This window comes from Pseudomonas khorasanensis (genome assembly GCF_014268505.2).
Taxonomy (GTDB): domain Bacteria; phylum Pseudomonadota; class Gammaproteobacteria; order Pseudomonadales; family Pseudomonadaceae; genus Aquipseudomonas; species Aquipseudomonas khorasanensis.
Genome location: NZ_JABWQP020000002.1, coordinates 35,025 through 53,218, shown reverse-complemented (window position 1 = coordinate 53,218; position 18,194 = coordinate 35,025). Strand labels below are relative to the sequence as shown.

Annotated in this window: 17 protein-coding genes; 11 read left to right on the top strand and 6 right to left on the bottom strand. The window is 60.3% G+C overall.

The genetic code is table 11. The features are described from left to right. Nucleotides 1-102: 102 nt before the first annotated feature. From HU727_RS06400 to HU727_RS06385, 4 genes are all read left to right on the top strand, one after another. Nucleotides 103-1,005, top strand: a complete 903-nt coding sequence (locus HU727_RS06400; RefSeq protein WP_186530396.1) for a chemotaxis protein CheV — start codon at nucleotides 103-105, stop codon at nucleotides 1,003-1,005. Between the two features lie 27 nt (nucleotides 1,006-1,032). After that, nucleotides 1,033-1,491: a GNAT family N-acetyltransferase gene (locus HU727_RS06395; protein WP_186530398.1), complete on the top strand. Its 459-nt coding sequence runs from the start codon at nucleotides 1,033-1,035 to the stop codon at nucleotides 1,489-1,491. 151 nt (nucleotides 1,492-1,642) lie between these two features. Next, nucleotides 1,643-1,969, top strand: coding sequence for a hypothetical protein (locus tag HU727_RS06390; protein WP_186530400.1), 327 nt, complete (start codon nucleotides 1,643-1,645; stop codon nucleotides 1,967-1,969). An 83-nt stretch (nucleotides 1,970-2,052) separates the two neighbouring features. Then, on the top strand, nucleotides 2,053-2,802 hold the full coding sequence (locus HU727_RS06385; protein ID WP_186530402.1) for a YkgJ family cysteine cluster protein: 750 nt from the start codon (nucleotides 2,053-2,055) through the stop codon (nucleotides 2,800-2,802). Nucleotides 2,803-2,935: 133 nt separating this feature from the next. Here HU727_RS06385 and HU727_RS06380 read toward each other — a convergent pair whose 3' ends face one another. Together HU727_RS06380 and HU727_RS06375 are read right to left on the bottom strand one after the other, a co-directional pair. Next, nucleotides 2,936-3,172, bottom strand: coding sequence for a hypothetical protein (locus HU727_RS06380; protein WP_186530404.1), 237 nt, complete (start codon nucleotides 3,170-3,172; stop codon nucleotides 2,936-2,938). 109 nt (nucleotides 3,173-3,281) lie between these two features. Further along, entirely contained in the window at nucleotides 3,282-3,587 is a 306-nt protein-coding gene (locus HU727_RS06375; RefSeq protein WP_186530406.1) for a fimbrial protein, read from the bottom strand. A 181-nt stretch (nucleotides 3,588-3,768) separates the two neighbouring features. Between HU727_RS06375 and HU727_RS06370 the strand changes: the two genes are divergently transcribed. From HU727_RS06370 to HU727_RS06340, 7 genes are all read left to right on the top strand, one after another. Next, on the top strand, nucleotides 3,769-4,929 hold the full coding sequence (locus HU727_RS06370; protein WP_186530408.1) for an efflux RND transporter periplasmic adaptor subunit: 1,161 nt from the start codon (nucleotides 3,769-3,771) through the stop codon (nucleotides 4,927-4,929). Then, nucleotides 4,926-8,027, top strand: coding sequence for a multidrug efflux RND transporter permease subunit (locus tag HU727_RS06365; RefSeq protein ID WP_186530410.1), 3,102 nt, complete (start codon nucleotides 4,926-4,928; stop codon nucleotides 8,025-8,027). Before HU727_RS06370 ends, HU727_RS06365 begins: the two co-directional genes overlap by 4 nt. 7 nt (nucleotides 8,028-8,034) lie before the next feature. Next, complete coding sequence (locus tag HU727_RS06360; protein WP_186530412.1) at nucleotides 8,035-8,712, top strand: heavy metal response regulator transcription factor; 678 nt, start codon at nucleotides 8,035-8,037, stop codon at nucleotides 8,710-8,712. Next, the gene (locus tag HU727_RS06355; RefSeq protein WP_186530414.1) at nucleotides 8,702-10,066 is read left to right on the top strand and encodes a heavy metal sensor histidine kinase; all 1,365 of its coding nucleotides are present in this window, start codon (nucleotides 8,702-8,704) and stop codon (nucleotides 10,064-10,066) included. Before HU727_RS06360 ends, HU727_RS06355 begins: the two co-directional genes overlap by 11 nt. Before the next feature lie 120 nt (nucleotides 10,067-10,186). Beyond that, the gene (locus tag HU727_RS06350) at nucleotides 10,187-10,408 is read left to right on the top strand and encodes a hypothetical protein (RefSeq protein ID WP_186530415.1); all 222 of its coding nucleotides are present in this window, start codon (nucleotides 10,187-10,189) and stop codon (nucleotides 10,406-10,408) included. 195 nt (nucleotides 10,409-10,603) lie between these two features. Further along, nucleotides 10,604-11,920, top strand: coding sequence for an OprD family porin (locus HU727_RS06345; RefSeq protein WP_186530417.1), 1,317 nt, complete (start codon nucleotides 10,604-10,606; stop codon nucleotides 11,918-11,920). A 194-nt stretch (nucleotides 11,921-12,114) separates the two neighbouring features. Beyond that, nucleotides 12,115-13,620: a sensor domain-containing diguanylate cyclase gene (locus HU727_RS06340; protein ID WP_186530419.1), complete on the top strand. Its 1,506-nt coding sequence runs from the start codon at nucleotides 12,115-12,117 to the stop codon at nucleotides 13,618-13,620. 103 nt (nucleotides 13,621-13,723) lie between these two features. Here the strand turns inward: HU727_RS06340 and lpxC are convergent, their stop codons facing one another. The 4 genes from lpxC to HU727_RS06320 all read right to left on the bottom strand — a co-directional run bounded on the left by lpxC (nucleotide 13,724) and on the right by HU727_RS06320 (nucleotide 18,190). After that, nucleotides 13,724-14,635: a UDP-3-O-acyl-N-acetylglucosamine deacetylase gene (lpxC, locus tag HU727_RS06335; protein WP_116031548.1), complete on the bottom strand. Its 912-nt coding sequence runs from the start codon at nucleotides 14,633-14,635 to the stop codon at nucleotides 13,724-13,726. Between the two features lie 112 nt (nucleotides 14,636-14,747). After that, nucleotides 14,748-15,944 (bottom strand): cell division protein FtsZ, encoded by a 1,197-nt coding sequence (ftsZ, locus tag HU727_RS06330; protein ID WP_101161966.1) that lies wholly within the window; start codon nucleotides 15,942-15,944, stop codon nucleotides 14,748-14,750. Between the two features lie 104 nt (nucleotides 15,945-16,048). After that, nucleotides 16,049-17,308 carry a cell division protein FtsA gene (ftsA, locus tag HU727_RS06325; protein ID WP_016773282.1) on the bottom strand — a complete coding sequence of 420 codons (1,260 nt, stop codon included), beginning with the start codon at nucleotides 17,306-17,308 and terminating at the stop codon, nucleotides 16,049-16,051. A 15-nt stretch (nucleotides 17,309-17,323) separates the two neighbouring features. Continuing rightward, on the bottom strand, nucleotides 17,324-18,190 hold the full coding sequence (locus HU727_RS06320) for a cell division protein FtsQ/DivIB (RefSeq protein ID WP_186530420.1): 867 nt from the start codon (nucleotides 18,188-18,190) through the stop codon (nucleotides 17,324-17,326). Between the last annotated feature and the right edge of the window lie 4 nt (nucleotides 18,191-18,194).

Sequence of the window (18,194 nt, the reverse complement as noted above, 5' to 3'; positions counted from 1 at the left end):
GCCACGACAGACCTAAAGCCCACCTCATTCAAGCCGATAACCCGGCATCAATGGTTTCTGGCGATCCACCCTCGCCCATCACCTTTTCCACAGAAGGTTCTTATGTCTTCCACCAAAGCCCGCGCAGATTCACTTTCGCTTCTGCTGTTTACCTTGCGCAGCGGCAAGCTGATGGCGATCAACCTGCTCAAAGTCAGTGAAATCATCCCCTGCCCGCCGCTGACCAAGCTGCCGGAGTCGCATCCGCACGTTAAAGGTATCGCCACCCTGCGCGGTGCCGCGCTGTCGGTGATCGACCTGAGCCGCGCCATCGGTGAGCGCCCCCTTGAGGACCCGGACGGTGGCTGCCTGATCGTCACCGATGTCAGCCGTTCCAAGCAGGGCCTGCATGTCCAGGCCGTGAGCAAGATCGTCCATTGCCTGACCACCGACATCAAGCCGCCGCCCTTCGGCTCCGGCGGCTCGCGTGCGTACATCACTGGCGTGACCTCCGTGGACGGCACCCTGGTGCAGGTGCTGGATATCGAAAAGGTTATCCACAGTATCGCCCCGGCCCAGATCGAAGTGGCGCCAACCGACCTGACCATGGAGGACGCCGAAGTTCTTGGAAATGCCCGGATTCTGGTGGTCGACGATAGCCAGGTGGCATTGCAGCAATCGGTCCACACACTGCGCAACCTCGGCCTGCAATGCCACACCGCGCGCAGTGCCAAGGAAGCCATCGACTGCCTGCTCGACCTGCAAGGCACCGCGAAACAGATCAACCTGATCGTCTCCGACATCGAAATGTCCGAAATGGACGGCTACGCGTTCACTCGCACTTTGCGTGAAACGCCCGACTTCGCCCATCTGTACGTGTTGCTGCACACCTCGCTCGACAGCGCGATGAACAGCGAGAAAGCCCGGCTGGCCGGGGCCAACGCGGTGCTGACCAAGTTCTCATCGCCAGAACTGACTCAACGTTTGATCGAAGCGGCCAAACACGTCGCGGCGAACGGTCACTGAGCCTTGGCTGAACGGTTTTGTTTTTTAATGCGGCGCGACTTGAGTGAAGCGCTGCCGGATGCGCAATGGCCGTCAGACATGCAATTGTCCGTCTACCGCCCGGAACTGGCGACAGCGGTGCACCGGTTAATGCAACTGGGAGAGCGGCAAGGTGGCGGTCGTGTGCCGCCGCTGGAAGACTGGCAACAGCGGTTTGTGAGTGATCCTGAATACGATTTGGCGTTGTGCTTCGTTGCCATTGATGCCGAAGGCGTGGCTGGCGTGGCGCAGTGCTGGACAAGTTCATACATCAAGAATCTTGTGGTGCATCCGCGTTTGCAGGGGCGCGGACTCGGGCGGGCGTTGCTGCTGCATGCCTTCGGGGAATTCCGCCAGCGGCATGAAGGATTCGTTGATTTGAAAGTGCTGGAAGACAACCTGCGGGCGCAGCGGCTTTATGAAAGTGTCGGGATGTTTGTTGTTCGGCGGGAGCCTGTGCCGGACTGATACACCGCTTTCGCGAGCAGGCTCGCTCCCACAGGTGGATTGCATTTCAAACGGTGGGAGCGAGCGTGCTCGCGAAATCGCCGGCACAGGCAACTTCCTACCTTCAGGCATACTCCAACCCTGGCCACCCACGACCAAGGATGCCCCACTCATGAAAGTCATCACCCTGACCCTGCTCAGCCTCACCGCCCTCGCCTCCCAGGCCCAAGCCTCCAGTCCCGACGCCTGGGCCGCCTACGACAAAACGGTCCTCGCCAGCTGCACCAAAGCCAGCGGCCTCAAAAGTCCCAAACCGGTCGGCACACCCGCGCAATTCGACGACCGCGTGGGCTTCACCGCCGTTTTGCTGCAGGGCCAATACCCGCAAAAACACATGAAAGGCCAGCAGGGCAGCGAGCTGTGCCTGTACAACAAACAATCGAAAACGGCGTTTGTCACCGAATGGGATTCGATTCGTCCGGCCACTAAAACCCACTGAGTGGCGCAGTACTTGCTTCGATCCGGTTCTGTGCGATGGTTTTCCGCCATCGTTTCACACCTTGATTGAAGACAGATCGCTCAATGAATACGACGTTTTCCTGCGTAGGCTGCGGCAAGTGCTGCACCGATCACCATGTCCCACTGACACTGGCCGAAGCCCGTATGTGGGCGGCGGACGGCGGTCAGGTGATCGTGCTGGTCGAGGCGTTTCTCGGCAATGGCCTCGGTTTGCCCGCGCAACAGCGCGAACATGCCGAGCGCCGTTCGATGGTGGTGCGCAGCGGTGCCGCGGAGGCTCATGTGGCTATTACCTTTGCGGCCTACAACGTCGGCCCCTGCCGGAATCTTGACGAGGACAAACGCTGCCGGATCTATGATCGGCGACCGTTGGTGTGCCGGATTTACCCGGCGGAAATCAATCCACACATCCCGCTCAATCCGGCTGCCAAGGACTGCCCGCCCGAATCCTGGGAACAGGGTCCGGAGCTGATCGTGGGGGGCGAGTTGATTGATCGGGACTTGGTGCAGTTGATCCAGCGCTCGCGCCAGGCCGATCGCGATGACATTCAGCTCAAGGATGCGATCTGCGCGTCGCTCGGGATCCGCACCACGGCGCTCAAGGGCGACGGGTTTACTGCCTATCTGCCGAATATGGACGCGTTTGCGGCGGTGATCGATCAAGTCAGCGCACAACCACCAGCAGCACAAACCAGTGAGTGGTTATTTCATCTATCCGGCGAGGACGTGGCCGGGCAGGTGCAGGCAGCCGGGGCACAGGTGGTGACTGAGCCGGCGCAGACGTATGCGTTTATTTCGTTGCGCGCGGCTTGATCCCGCATGGGGGGCGTAGCGGCTGCCGCCTTCGCGAGCAGGCTCGCTCCCACATTGGACTTGCGCTGAACGCATAACCTGTGGGAGCGAGCCTGCTCGCGAAAAGGTCGGCAAGCAGCATCACTTTCCGATGTCAGCGCTTACCCATCGACCGACGTGTCCCCGGCGGTGCCATGCCCGGGGTCTTGGTGTGGCCGTTCTTCGCGCCGTTCTTGTACCACGGCTGATTGGAGCCTTTCGCCGAGGCCAGCTCGCCCGGTTTGAACGGGAACTTGAACGGCGGGATCTCGGTTTTGTCGCTGGCGTCAGTCACTTCAGACGGGACGTCGCTCACAGCGTCGTCAACCGGCGGTTGGGTCGGGGAAGTCATAAAAGCTCCGGGAACAAAAAGTCGGCCCGATCAGTGAGCCGCAAAGGCGCGCAGTATACCCGTGCGTCCTGGCTCGGCACCTGAAGATTTGCACGGTGCGCCGAATGGCTTACAGGTAGCTGAGGATGACGATGCCCTTGTCGGTGGAGGTCTTCAGCGCGTCATACGTGATGGAAAACGGCAGCACTTCACCGCTGCAGGCGTTGCGAAACGTACTGACCCCAATCGTCAGGCCCGGCTTGAGTTCGACTTGTCGCAGGGTACCCGCATCCCGGGCGCCGACTCGCCCGACCTCACAACCGGATTCGACGATCTGCCCGGAAAAACGAATCACACCCGAAGCGCTTTGCGGGTCGGCAGATACGGCGAGAGGCAGCACGACAAGCAGACTTGCGATGGCGCTTTTGAACTTCATGTTCAGATACTCCCGGATTGAGCGGCCCGGAGAAGATCCGGGTTACACAATGTGTATCCGCTTACGGGGACGGATCTTTAGACGCTAACTGACAATCCTGACAGCCAGCCGTCACCCTGCCGACCGGCAAATCCGTTTATAACTACCCAACCTGCCCAAACTCCAGACTTCGGCGCCGCGCATGCCCATTCAGAAAAACAAAGTCCTGCTCGCCACTTTACTCATCCTGCTGGCAGCCACCGGCCTCTGGTTTGTCCTCAAACCCGCCCCGAGCAAACTGGCCACCCCAACCGCCATCCCGGTGCGAGTCATCGCGGTCAGCGCCAAAGATGTTCCGCGCTACACCAGCGGGATCGGCTCGGTGCTCTCACTGCACAGCGTCGTGGTGCGCCCGCAGATCGATGGCATCCTGACCAAAATCCTCGTCAAGGAAGGTCAGCTCGTCAAAGCAGGCGACCTCCTCGCTACCATAGACGACCGCTCGATCCGCGCCAGCCTTGATCAGGCACGCGCGCAACTGGGCGAAAGCCAGGCGCAACTGCAAGTCGCTCTGCTCAACCTCAAACGCTACAAAGCACTCAGCGTCGACGACGGCGTGTCGAAACAGACCTACGACCAGCAACAGGCGCTGGTCAATCAGCTCAAGGCAACTGCTCAAGGTAATCAGGCGTCGATTGATGCGGCGCAGGTGCAACTGTCCTACACGCAGATCCGCTCCCCGGTCACCGGTCGTGTCGGTATTCGTACCGTCGATGAAGGCAATTTCCTGCGCGTGACCGACACCCAGGGCTTGTTCACCGTCACCCAGATCGACCCGATCGCTGTCGAATTCTCACTGCCCCAGCACATGCTGCCGACCCTGCAAGACCTGATCGGCGACCCGCAACGCGCGCCGGTCAAGGCCTACATCGGCGATGATACTGACGGCGAAACCGGCAATCTGCTCGGCGAAGGCCACCTGACGCTGATCGACAACCAGATCAACGCGAACACCGGGACCATCCGCGCCAAGGCGGAATTCGCCAACGCCGGCCAGAAGCTCTGGCCGGGTTTGCTGGTGACGGTAAAAATTCAGACAGCTGTGGATAAAGACGCGCTGGTCGTTCCGCCCACCGTCGTACAACGTGGCCTTGAGCAGCATTTCGTTTACCGCGTGAAGGACGACAAGGTCGAGGCCGTGCCGGTACAAATGGTTTATCAGGGAAGCGGTCAGGACATCATCAAAGGCGTCAACGCCGGTGACGTGCTGGTGACCGACGGCCAGTCGCGGCTCAAACCGGGCTCGACCGTGCAGGTCATGACCGAGCCGCCGCAGGTGGTGCAGGCGGAGCCGAAGTCATGACCGCGCACAAGGGCGTTTCGACGTGGTGCATCGATCACCCGGTGGCGACGATTTTGCTGACGCTTGCCCTGGTGCTGGTCGGGGCGATTGCCTTCCCGCGCTTGCCGATTGCCCCACTGCCGGAAGCGGAATTCCCCACGATCCAGGTGTCCGCGCAGCTGCCCGGCGCCAGCCCAGACACCATGGCCTCGTCGGTGGCGACGCCGCTGGAAGTGCAATTCAGCGCCATTCCCGGCATGACTCAGATGACGTCGAGCAGCGCGCTGGGCTCAACCCTGCTGACGCTGCAATTCACCCTCGACAAAAGCATCGACACCGCCGCTCAGGAAGTGCAAGCGGCAATCAATACCGCCGCTGGCAAGTTGCCCAAGGACATGCCGACGCTGCCGACCTGGAAGAAGGTCAACCCGGCAGACAGCCCGGTGCTGATCCTCAGCGTCAGCTCGACTCAGATGCCCGGCACCGAGCTCAGCGACCTGGTCGAAACCCTGCTCGCCCGACAGATCAGCCAGATCGACGGCGTAGGCCAGATCAACATTACCGGGCAGCAACGTCCGGCGATTCGCGTACAGGCCTCGGCAGACAAATTGGCTGCAATCGGCCTGACCCTGGCTGACATTCGTCTGGCGATCCAGCAGACCAGCCTCAACCTGGCCAAAGGTGCGCTGTACGGCGAGTCGAGCATTTCCACGCTGTCGACCAACGATCAGTTGTTTCATCCAGAGGATTACAGCCAACTCATCGTTTCCTACAAGGATGGCGCCCCGGTTCACCTGCGCGATGTCGCCAAAGTCGTCAACGGTGCGGAAGATGCCTACGTGCAGGCTTGGGCGGGCGGTCGCCCCGGGGTCAATCTGGTGATCTCGCGCCAGCCCGGCGCCAACATCGTCGAGACCGTCGACCGCATCCAGGCCGCCCTGCCCGGCCTCGAAGCCATGTTGCCGGCCTCGGTGCAAGTCAACACCCTGATCGACCGCACTCAGACCATCCGCGCCTCGCTGCATGAAGTCGAGATCACCTTGCTGATCGCGATTCTGCTGGTGGTCGCGGTGATGGCGCTGTTCCTGCGTCAGTTATCGGCGACGCTGATTGTCTCTGCAGTGCTCGGCGTCTCGCTGATCGCCAGTTTCGCGCTGATGTACGTGCTCGGTTTCAGCCTCAACAACCTGACGCTGGTGGCGATCGTCGTCGCGGTGGGTTTCGTGGTCGACGATGCGATTGTCGTGGTGGAGAACATCCACCGACAGCTGGAAGCCGGCGAAGGCATGCGCGAAGCGGCCATCAAAGGCGCTGGCGAAATCGGTTTTACAGTGGTGTCGATCAGCGTGTCGCTGGTGGCGGCGTTCATTCCGCTGTTGTTCATGGGCGGTGTCGTCGGGCGGCTGTTCAAGGAATTTGCCCTGACCGCCACCTCGACCATCCTGATTTCCGTCGTGGTGTCGCTGACGCTGGCGCCGACCCTTGCCGCGCTGTTCATGCGCAAACCGGTGCACCACGCCCATGACAAACCGGGCTTCAGCGAACGCTTGCTCGGCTGGTACGAAAAGGGCCTGCGCCGCGCCCTCGCCCATCAGAAACTGATGATCGGCGTGTTCGGTTTATCGCTGGCGCTGGCCGTCGCCGGTTACATCCTTATCCCCAAGGGATTCTTTCCGGTGCAGGACACCGGCTTCGTCCTCGGCACCACGGAAGCCGCAGCAGATATTTCCTACGGCGACATGGTGAAAAAACACCTGGCCATGGCCGAAATCGTCGCTGCCGATCCAGCGGTGCAGGCGTTTTCCCATTCGGTCGGCGTGTCGGGAAGCAACCAGACCATCGCCAACGGTCGCTTCTGGATTGCCCTGAAAAAACGCGGCGACCGCGATGTTTCAGCCAGCCAGTTCATCGACCGCATCCGCCCGCAACTGATGAAAGTCCCCGGCATCGTTCTGTACTTGCGCGCCGGGCAGGACATCAACCTGAGCTCAGGCCCGAGCCGTGCGCAGTACCAATATGTGCTCAAGAGCAACGATGGCGCGACCCTCGCGACCTGGACCCAGCGCCTGACTGAGAAATTGCGCAGCAACCCGGCATTCCGCGACATTTCCAACGATCTGCAGTTGGGCGGCAGCATCACCCACATCAGCATCGACCGCAGCGCCGCCGCGCGCTTCGGCCTGACCGCCAGCGATGTCGACGAGGCACTGTACGACGCCTTCGGCCAACGGCAGATCAATGAATTCCAGACCCAGGTCAACCAGTACAACGTGATTCTGGAACTGGACACCCGGCAGCGCGGCAAGGCCGAAAGCCTCAACTATTTCTACCTGCGCTCACCGCTCAGCGGGGAGATGGTGCCGCTGTCGGCGCTGGCCAGGTTCGATGCGCCGACCATCGGCCCGCTGTCGATTGCTCACGACGGCATGTTCCCCGCCGCCAACCTGTCATTCAACCTTGCGCCCGGCGTGGCCTTGGGCGATGCGGTGATTCTGCTGAATCAGGCCAAGGCCGAAATCGGCATGCCCACCGCGATCAGCGGCAATTTCCAGGGCGCGGCGCAAGCGTTTCAGAGTTCGCTGGCCAGCCAGCCGTGGCTGATTCTGGCGGCACTGGTGGCGGTGTACATCATTCTCGGTGTGCTTTATGAAAGCTTCGTGCACCCGCTGACGATCATCTCGACATTGCCGGCGGCAGGCCTGGGCGCGGTGATCATGCTGTGGATCTGCGGCCAGGACTTTTCGATCATGGCGCTGATCGGGCTGGTGCTGCTGATCGGCATCGTCAAGAAGAACGGCATCCTGATGATCGACTTTGCGCTCGAGGCGCAGCGCCAGCGAGGCCTGTCACCGCAGGAGGCAATTTTCGAGGCGTGCATCACGCGGTTCCGGCCGATCATCATGACTACCCTCGCCGCCCTGCTCGGCGCGTTACCGCTGATGCTCGGGTACGGCACCGGCGCCGAACTGCGCCAGCCACTGGGCATTGCCGTGGTCGGCGGTTTGCTGGTCAGCCAGATGCTGACGCTGTTCACCACACCGGTCATATACTTATGGCTCGAGCGGCTGTTTCACCGGCCCCGACCAATGCCTTCATCGGCATTGGGGACCACAGACTGAGGCGGTCATGCGCGTTCTGATTATCGAAGACGAAGAAAAAACCGCGGACTATCTGCACAGGGGCCTGACCGAACAGGGCTACACCGTGGACCGCGCTCGCGACGGCGTCGAAGGCCTGCATCTGGCGCTGGAATGCGACTACGCGGTGATCGTTCTTGACGTCATGCTGCCGGGGCTCGATGGCTTCGGTGTACTGCGCGCATTGCGTGCGCGCAAACAGACTCCGGTGATCATGCTCACCGCCCGCGAGCGCGTCGAAGACCGCATCAAGGGCCTGCGCGACGGCGCCGACGATTACCTCGGCAAACCGTTTTCCTTCCTCGAACTGGTCGCCCGCCTGCAAGCATTGACCCGACGCAGCGGCGGCCACGAACCGGTGCAAGTGACGGTCGCCGACCTGTGGATCGACCTGATCAGCCGCAAGGCCACTCGCGCCGGTGCGCGGCTGGACCTGACGGCGAAAGAGTTTTCCCTGCTCAGCGTCCTTGCTCGACGCCAGGGCGAAATCCTTTCCAAGACCGCCATCGCCGAAATGGTCTGGGACATCAATTTTGACAGCGACGCCAACGTCGTCGAGGTCGCGATCAAACGCCTGCGCGCCAAGCTCGACGGGCCGTTCGAGGAGAAATTGCTGCACACCATCCGCGGCATGGGTTATGTGCTGGAGAGCCGTGGTGTCCAGTAATTCGATCGCGCTACGCCTCAGCGGCATGTTTACGCTGGTGGCGCTGCTGGTCTTCGTGTTGATCGGCGGCGCGCTGTATCAACAGGTCGACAAAGGCCTGGGCTTGCTGCCGGAAGCCGAACTCGACGCGCGTTACAGCGTGCTCGAATCCACCGTCGGCCGTTACGGCACGCCGGAGCATTGGGTAAAGATCAACAACAAACTCAAGCTGCTCGGCGAAGAAGACAAGCGCATCAGTTTCTGGATCAGCAGCGGCGATCCCCGCTATGAATACGGCAACCTGACCCCGCAGATTCGCGCCGCTGCCAACGGCCCGCTGGGTACGCGTGACCTGCAACTGCCCGATCAACCTTATCCGCTGAAAGTGCTGGTCAGTCAGTTCCCGGCCAAGGACCAGCGCCCGCCCCTGCGCTTCATGATCGGCATCGACACCGAGACCTTTCATCAGACCCAACATCAATTGCTCATCGCGCTGATCAGCCTGGCGATTGTCGGCGTGCTGCTGGCCTCGGCGCTGGGTTACTGGGTGGCGCGCATCGGTCTGAAACCGTTGATCAAACTGTCTCAGGAAGCCCAACGGTTAGCGCCACCGCTAAGGGCCGGGCGTCTGCGTCTTTCTCCGCTGCCGCCGGAACTGGAACAGTTTGTCGAGTCCTTCAACTCGACACTGGAGCGGGTAGAACTGGCGTATTCGCGGCTAGAATCCTTCAACGCCGACGTCGCCCATGAACTGCGTTCGCCGTTGACCAACCTGATCGGACAGACACAGGTGGCCCTGACCCGTGGCCGCTCTGCCGAACACTACTTCGAAGTATTGCAATCGAACCTCGAGGAGCTGGAACGACTGCGCTCGATCATCAACGACATGCTGTTCCTGGCCAGCGCCGATCAGGGCAACAAGGCGACCAAACTGACCTCGACGTCATTGGCTGGCGAGGTGGCGACGACGCTTGAGTATCTGGATTTCATCCTTGAAGACGCACAGGTTCAGGTGCAGGTCAGCGGCGACGCGCAAGTGCAGATCGAGGTCGCGCATTTGCGCAGGGCCTTGATCAATTTGCTGAGCAACGCTGTGCAGCACACGGAACCGGGTCAGGTGATCGAGGTGCGGATCGAGGTGCGAGAACATCAGGTGAGCATCGGCGTGGCCAATCCCGGGACGCCGATTGCCAGCGAGCACTTGCCGCGATTGTTCGAGCGTTTTTATCGGGTCGATGCCTCGCGTAGCAACAGTGGCAATAATCATGGCCTGGGGCTGGCGATCGTCAAGGCAATTGCGCTGATGCATGGTGGGGATGTGTTTGTGCGCAGTGATCGGGGGATCAACACGTTCGGCATTCACCTCCCGGTCTGAAAAGCCGATCTTTGCTTTTGCTGTAACAGTCATTTATGAAAATCACGCTGTTTCCCGCACCTCGGCAACCTTATCTTTGCCCGCACCAAACAGCACTTGCCAAGCAAGAAGGTTTTCAAGATGTCCAACAGTATGGGTATTGCCAGCGCATTCGTTTTGTCCTCATTGATCCTGTCGCCCATGGCGATGGCTGAAGAATCGCAGTCGTTCGTGGCGCACAACAGCGCTCGCGCCCAGGCATTCGATCAGCATCAGGCCGAAGTGATGGCCAAGGCCCAAGACGCGACGCAAGCCCCGCAAGCCGCTAATTCCCAGAATCAATCGTTCGAGAAAGACAGCTGAGTCGCAACTCGAAAACGTTTCCCTCGACGCGGTTGTTTGGCTCTTCCCGTTCAACTGTCGTCACTCCAGGCCGCCGCCGTTCAGCGGCCTTTTTTCGTTGTGGTCTGGAAGCCGTCCGGTTCGTCTGTAACAACAAGAAACACCAAGCACCTCAAAACATTGAAGTGTCAGCTGACCCAAGGAGCCCCACCGCACGTGCGTTACCCTACCTGTTTCACCCCGCTGTTCATTGCAATTGCCGCAACGATTGCCCCTGCCGCCCACGCCGATGAACCCACCAAAGAAGGTTTCGTCAAAGGCTCAAGCCTCAACCTCAACGCTCGCAACTACTACATGAATCGCAACCGCTTGCAGAAAGCGGACGACAACATTGAGTGGGGCCAGGGTTTTCTTGGGATGTTCCAGTCGGGGTACACCGAAGGCACGGTCCGCTTCGGCATCGATGCCCACGCCATGCTTGGCATGAAACTCGACGGCGGTGGCGGTACGGACGGTTCGAGCATCCTGCCGATCAGCGATGGCAACGGCAAGGCGCCAGGGTCGTTTTCAACCGCGGGCGGGACGCTGAAGCTGCGTGCGTTCGACACCGAATTGAAGGCGGGCGATCTGTTCCTCACCAACCCGGTAATCGCCGGCGGCGACACGCGCATGCTGCCGCAGACTTTTCGTGGCATCAGCCTGAGCAACCACAGTTTCGATGGCTGGCTGATCGAAGGTGGCCAGGCCAGTTTCACCAAACCCTACAACCAGAGCGGCCATACGCGCATCGGCACGTCGTACGGCACGCTCGCGGAGGGCGATGAAAGCCAGCATCTGAACTGGGCCGGTATAGCCTGGAGCGGTGTCGAGGGTCTGAGCAGCAGCCTTTATGCCTCCGAACTCAAGGACATCTGGAACCAGTACTACTACGACCTCGACTACACCTGGCAGCTGAATGACCTGATCAGCCTCAACCCCGGCCTGCATTTCTATCACACGCAGGACACCGGCGATGCGCTGCTCGGCGACATCGACAACAACACCTACAGCGCGCACCTCGCCGTGGGCATCGGCAGCCACAGCGTCACGGCTGCGTATCAGCGGGTCAACGGCAATACACCCTTCGATTACATCAGCCAGGGTGACAGCGTTTATTTGGACAACTCTCAGCAGTACTCGGACTTCAACGGGCCGAACGAACGTTCCTGGAAGCTCAAGTACGCCTATGACTTCACCGGTGTCGGCATGCCCGGCCTGACATCGGCGCTGTCCTACTCACGCGGCACGGTGAACCTGACCAAAGCTGATCCGGACAGCGCTGGTTATTCCAGCTGGTACAGCGCCGAGGGTCGCAACGCCAAGCACTGGGAACGCGACATCGATCTTCAATACGTCGTACAAAGTGGCCAGGCGAAAGACCTCACGGTGCATCTGCAGTGGGCGACCAACCGTGGCGGCAACGGCTACGGCGCGATCGATTCGGATACAGATGAATACCGCGTGATCATCGACTACCCGGTCAACGTCTTCTAAGATCAGCGCTGCGCCATAGTCCGCAAGCTATCGATTTTCCCTGTGGGAGCGAGCCTGCTCGCGAAGGCGGTGTGTCATTCAACAGAAACGTTGACTGATGCACAGCTTTCGCGAGCAGGCTCGCTCCCACAATGCAATTCCCTCACTGACTCCATACAACTACGCTTACAAGACTCCCCAACCGAAACCCCATCATGATCGCCAGCCGCACTCCTTCCATCACAGACCAGACCGGTCGCTCCGAGCGCCTGTTGATTGTCGGCAGTTTGCTGACCGTGATCGCGATGGTGTGCATCGTCACCTTTCTGCTGATTCGCGAATATGCCAGCGCTCAGGAAGCCGCCACCCGCCGCGCCACTACCATCGCACAGCTGATCGACGCCGACGTGCTGCGCACTGTGGAGCTGTACGACCTGACCCTCCAAGGCCTGATCGCCGCCGCCCAGCGTGACGATCTGCAGAATGTCTCGCCGCAGATCCGGCATATGGCGTTGTTCGATCGCTCCACAACGGCGCGCTTCAAGGGGGACATTCTGTTGCTCGACAAGCACGGAGATGTGGTTGCCGACTCTTCACGCATCGAACCGAAACCTGGCAATTTCGCCGACCGTGATTATTTCCTCGCCCACGCGTTCAACCGCGACATGGGCATGTTCATCAGCCGCCCATTCAAGACCCGCTGCGATTGCGACGAGGCCGACCAATGGCGGATCAGCTTCAGCCGGCGCATCGCTTCGCAGACGGGTGAATTCCTCGGCGTGGCCGCCGCTTCGTTGAAACTCGACTACTTCGACGAGTTGTTCAAAAGCCTCGACATCGGCACCGACAGCACGCTGAACATCATCAACAGCGATGGCGTGCTGCTCGCGCAGAAGCCTTACCTGCAGAGCGATTCGGTGGGCAAGAGTTTCGGTAACCGGCCAAACGTCGTGCGGATTCTGAACGACCGCGATGGCAGCGGCAGTTTCGCCAGCACTTCAAGCATGGATGAGCAGCGACGGCTCTACACCTATTCGCGGGTCGGCAATCTGCCTCTGACCGTGATGGTGGCGTTGTCCAGCGATGAAGTGTTCGGCACCTGGCGGCGTACCGCGATATTGATCAGCGGCGCCACGGGCGTGTTGTGCGTGGGCGTGTTGTGGCTGACCTGGCTGCTCGCCCGGGAGCTGCGTTTACGCCATCGCGCCGAACGCGAACTGGCGCAACTGGCCGCCACTGACGACCTGACTGGCGTAGCCAACCGGCGCATGCTCGACCAGACGCTGCGTCACGAATGGTTCCGCGCCCAGCGCTCAGGCCTGCCGTTGTCGGTGATGATGATTGATGCCGACCACTTCAAGGCCTTCAATGACCGGCATGGGCACCAGGCCGGAGACCAGGCGTTGCGCGAACTGGCAAAGGTGATCACCGGCAGCGTGCGGCGGCCGACGGATCTGGTGGCGCGTTATGGTGGTGAGGAGTTCTCGGTGATTCTGGCCGAAACCGACAGCGCTGGCGCGCAGCAGATTGCTGAGCATATTCGTGTGGCGGTTGAGCAACTACCGAGGGTCGAAGGGGCCCTTGTGCCGATGACGGTGAGTATTGGCATCAGTACCTGGACGGCTGTCAGTGAGATGACGCTGGAGCAATTGCTGTTTGCGGCGGACAAGGCGCTGTATCAGGCCAAGGAAGGGGGTCGGAATCGGGTGGTTGTTTATTAAAGTCGAAGGCTCGGGCCGCGATCGGACGATCCTCTGATCTTTATACGGCCATAAAAAAAGGCCACCCATAGGTGGCCTTCAAAAAACTAGAGAGGTTTTTTACTTACACAGCCGCTACAGGGCGCATGTAAGAGATCGGTGCGGTACTGGCGTCTTCGAACGTCACGACTTCCCACGCATCTGTCTGCTCAATCAACTTGCGCAGCAGCTGGTTGTTCAGTGCATGACCGGACTTGAAGCCTTTGAACTCACCAATCAGGCTGTTACCCAGCAGGTACAGGTCGCCAATCGCATCGAGGATCTTGTGCTTCACGAACTCGTCTTCATAACGAAGACCGTCTTCGTTCAACACGCCATCAGCGTCGACCACGATTGCGTTTTCAACGCTGCCGCCAAGTGCGAGGTTGTGCTTGCGCAGGTACTCGATGTCACTCATGAAACCAAAGGTACGGGCGCGGCTGACTTCTTTTACGAACGAAGTGCTGGAAAAATCCACGCTTGCACTCTGGGTGCGGTCCCGGAATACCGGGTGATCGAAATCGATCTCGAAGCTCACCTTGAAGCCTTCGAAAGGGACGAAAGTGGCGCGCTTGTCGCCGTCTTCCACTGTCACTTCACGCAGGATGCGGATGAATTTCTTGGCGGCGTCCTGTTCTTCCAGGCCAGCCGATTGAATCAGGAATACGAAGGGTCCAGCGCTACCATCCATGATCGGGACTTCGGACGCGGAGAGCTCGACGTAGGCGTTATCGATGCCCAGGCCAGCCATGGCCGAGAGCAAGTGCTCTACCGTGTGCACTTTGACGTCGCCTTTAATCAACGTCGTCGACATAGTGGTCTGACCAACGTATTCCGCGCGGGCAGGAATCTGCACCACAGGATCGAGGTCAGCGCGACAAAACACAATGCCAGTGTCGACAGGCGCAGGCTTGAGGGTCAAATAGACCTTCTCACCGGAGTGCAGGCCGACACCTGTGGCACGGATAATATTTTTCAGTGTGCGTTGTTTAATCATGGCATGGGCCGCTTGAGCGCAAATTGCGAACTGGTATCAACAAAGGCTGGCGATGATAGCAGACCATGCCTTTGCTGAACACCAATCACCGTCATAGCCCTGATACATTCCATCAATCGGCCTGACGACGCAGGAATGCCGGAATGTCCAGGTAGTCCAGGTCATCCTGCGGATTCATCTTCGCGGCAGCCGCAGCACCGGCCTGAGCCTGGTTGCGCATGACGGTCGGACGGTCCAGATCACGGTAGTTCACCGCTGGCTGCTCCTGACGGGCCGGAGCCGGTTGTTGCACCTGCGCCGAAGCCATGGAGGTGTGAACGGTGTTGTCGATAACCTTCACAGGCTTCTCGATTTTCGCGCCCAGACCGGTAGCAACCACGGTTACATGCAACTCATCGCGCATGTCCGGATCGATAACGGTACCGACCTTGACCATCGCGTGCTCGGAGGCGAAGGCTTCAATGATGCTACCCACGTCCGAGTACTCACCCAAGGACAGGTCAGGACCGGCGGTGATGTTCACCAGAATGCCGCGCGCGCCTTGCAGGTTCACGTCTTCGAGCAGCGGGTTGCGGATGGCCGCTTCAGTGGCTTCACGTGCACGGTTCGGACCGCTGGCGCAGCCAGTGCCCATCATCGCCATGCCCATTTCGCTCATCACGGTACGCACGTCGGCGAAGTCGACGTTGATCATGCCCGGACGCTTGATGATGTCGGAGATACCGCGAACGGCACCGGCCAGTACATCGTCAGCCTTGGCGAAGGCCGACAGCAGGCTTGCGTCTTTTCCGAGGATGGTCAGCAGCTTCTCGTTCGGGATGGTGATCAACGAGTCGACGCTTTCGGAGAGCATGCGAATGCCTTCGTCGGCGATCTGCATACGCTTGCGACCTTCGAACGGGAACGGACGGGTCACGACCGCAACGGTCAGGATGCCCATTTCCTTGGCCACTTCGGCAATGATTGGCGCCGCACCGGTACCGGTGCCGCCGCCCATGCCGGTGGTGATGAATACCATGTTGGTGCCCTGCAGGACTTCGGCAATGCGCTCACGGTCTTCGAGAGCGGCCTGACGACCTACTTCAGGGTTGGCGCCGGCGCCAAGACCTTTGGTCACGCCGGTGCCCAGTTGCAGGATGGTCCGCGCGCCGATGTTTTTCAGCGCTTGAGCATCAGTGTTGGCGCAGATGAATTCAACGCCTTCGATGTTGCTCTTGACCATGTGATTGACAGCGTTGCCGCCGCCACCGCCAACACCGATAACTTTGATTACCGGGCTTGCGGGGATGTTGTCTACGAGTTCAAACATTTTCCCTCTCCTTACATTCTCTAGTTTTTTCGCCTACTGCTTGTTTGTTGCGGTGTATCTACTGCTGTTGCCTGCCGCTTGAAGCTTGTCGCTTCCAGCTGCTTTTAAAAATTGCCCTGAACCCACTTTTTCAGTCGGTCCAGCAGCGGCGCCTGAGGCTCTTCGCTGCTGTAGCTGTCGCGGCTGCCGATACCGGAGAACGAAACCCCGTCGGACTGCTTTTGCAGGCCGTACATCAACAAACCAACGCCAGTGGAATAAATCGGGTTGCGCACCACGTCATCCAGCCCCTTCACGCCGTGCGGCACACCGAGGCGTACCGGCATGTGGAAAATCTCTTCGGCCAGTTCTGTTGCGCCTTCCATTTTCGAAGTGCCGCCGGTCAGGACGATGCCCGCCGGGATCAGGTCTTCGTAGCCGCTGCGACGCAGCTCGGCCTGGATCAGCGTGAATAGCTCGTCATAACGCGGCTCGACCACTTCGGCCAAGGCCTGACGGGACAGTTCGCGCGGTGGACGATCGCCAACGCTCGGCACCTTGATGGTTTCGCCGGCACCGGCCAGCTTGGCCAGGGCGCAGGCGTAACGGATCTTGATCTCTTCGGCGTACTGGGTCGGGGTGCGCAGCGCCATGGCGATGTCGTTGGTCACCTGATCACCGGCAATCGGGATAACCGCCGTGTGGCGAATTGCGCCTTCGGTGAAGATCGCGATGTCGGTGGTGCCGCCGCCGATGTCCACCAGGCACACGCCCAGCTCTTTCTCGTCGTCGGTCAGTACCGAGTAGGCCGAGGCCAGTTGCTCGAGGATGATGTCGTCGATTTCCAGACCGCAGCGACGCACGCATTTTTCAATGTTCTGTGCAGCGTTGACGGCGCAGGTGACCACGTGAACCTTGGCTTCCAGACGCACGCCGGACATACCCAGTGGCTCGCGCACGCCTTCCTGGTTATCGATCACGTAATCCTGCGGCAGGGTGTGCAGCACGCGCTGGTCGGCCGGGATCGCCACGGCCTGGGCCGCATCGAGCACACGCTCAAGGTCAGCCGAACTGACTTCGCGATCACGAATCGCGACGATGCCGTGGGAGTTCAGGCTGCGGATGTGGTTGCCGGCAACGCCGACAAACGCCGAGTGAATGCGGCAGCCCGCCATCAACTGGGCTTCCTCGATCGCGCGCTGGATCGATTGCACGGTGGACTCGATGTTCACCACCACGCCCTTCTTCAGGCCGCGGGACGGGTGCGTGCCGATTCCGACGATTTCCAGCTGGCCGTCGTCCGCGACCTCGCCAACCAGCGCCACCACTTTGGAGGTGCCGATATCGAGACCGACGATCATTTTGCCGCTTTGCACGTTTGCCATGGGTCCTGCCTCTTCTTAATTCTTCGCAACAGCGGGTTGGGCTGTCGTCGGCGCTACGGGTTCCCGCCAGCCAACAGCGAGGCCGTTGGCGTAGCGCAGATCGATGCGCGCAATGTTCGTAATCTGCTCTTTCAGCGTCTTGTCATAGATGGCGATGAAGCGGCGCATCTTTTCAACCAAATTGCCGCGTCCCAGCAGCAACTCGATGCCGGGGCCGGAACTGCCGGCACCGGTGGTCAGGAACCAGCTGCCGCGTTCACGCAATTCCAGACGCGCGATCGAGAAGCCCAGCGGGCGCAGCATCTGGCTCAGCACCTGATACTGCTGCATCACTTGCTGCTGGGCCCGCTGCGGGCCAAACAGCTGCGGCAGATGTTCGTAATTCGCCAGTTCCCGGGGCGTAAACGCCTGGCCCTGGTTGTTGAGCAGCGACTCATCGCCCCAACGGGCCACCGGCAATTGCTCTTCGAGGCGGATCACCACCTGATCCGGCCATACCCGACGCACTTCGGCGTGGGCGATCCAGGGCATCTGCTCAAGCTCGGTACGCATGCCCGCCAGGTCGATGGTGAAGAAACTCGACGCCACAAACGGTGCGATCCGCTGCTGCACCGCCTGCTGGCTGATGTAGCTGAGGTCGCCCTGCACGGCGATCTTGCTGATCGGCCGGTCGGCATACGGCAGCAAACGCTGCGCGCCTTCGTAAGTACCAAAGCCCAGCGCCACCAGCATCACGGGCCAGAACAGGCTTTTCAGAAAGCCGAAATTGGCTTTTGGCAGGCGCGCGGACATCGGCTCTTTCGCCACCATTCGGCTGGCACCCCGCGGCACCGGCTTGCGGCCGGGTGCGGGTGGCTGATGTCTGAGATGAGCGCCTTGCATGGTC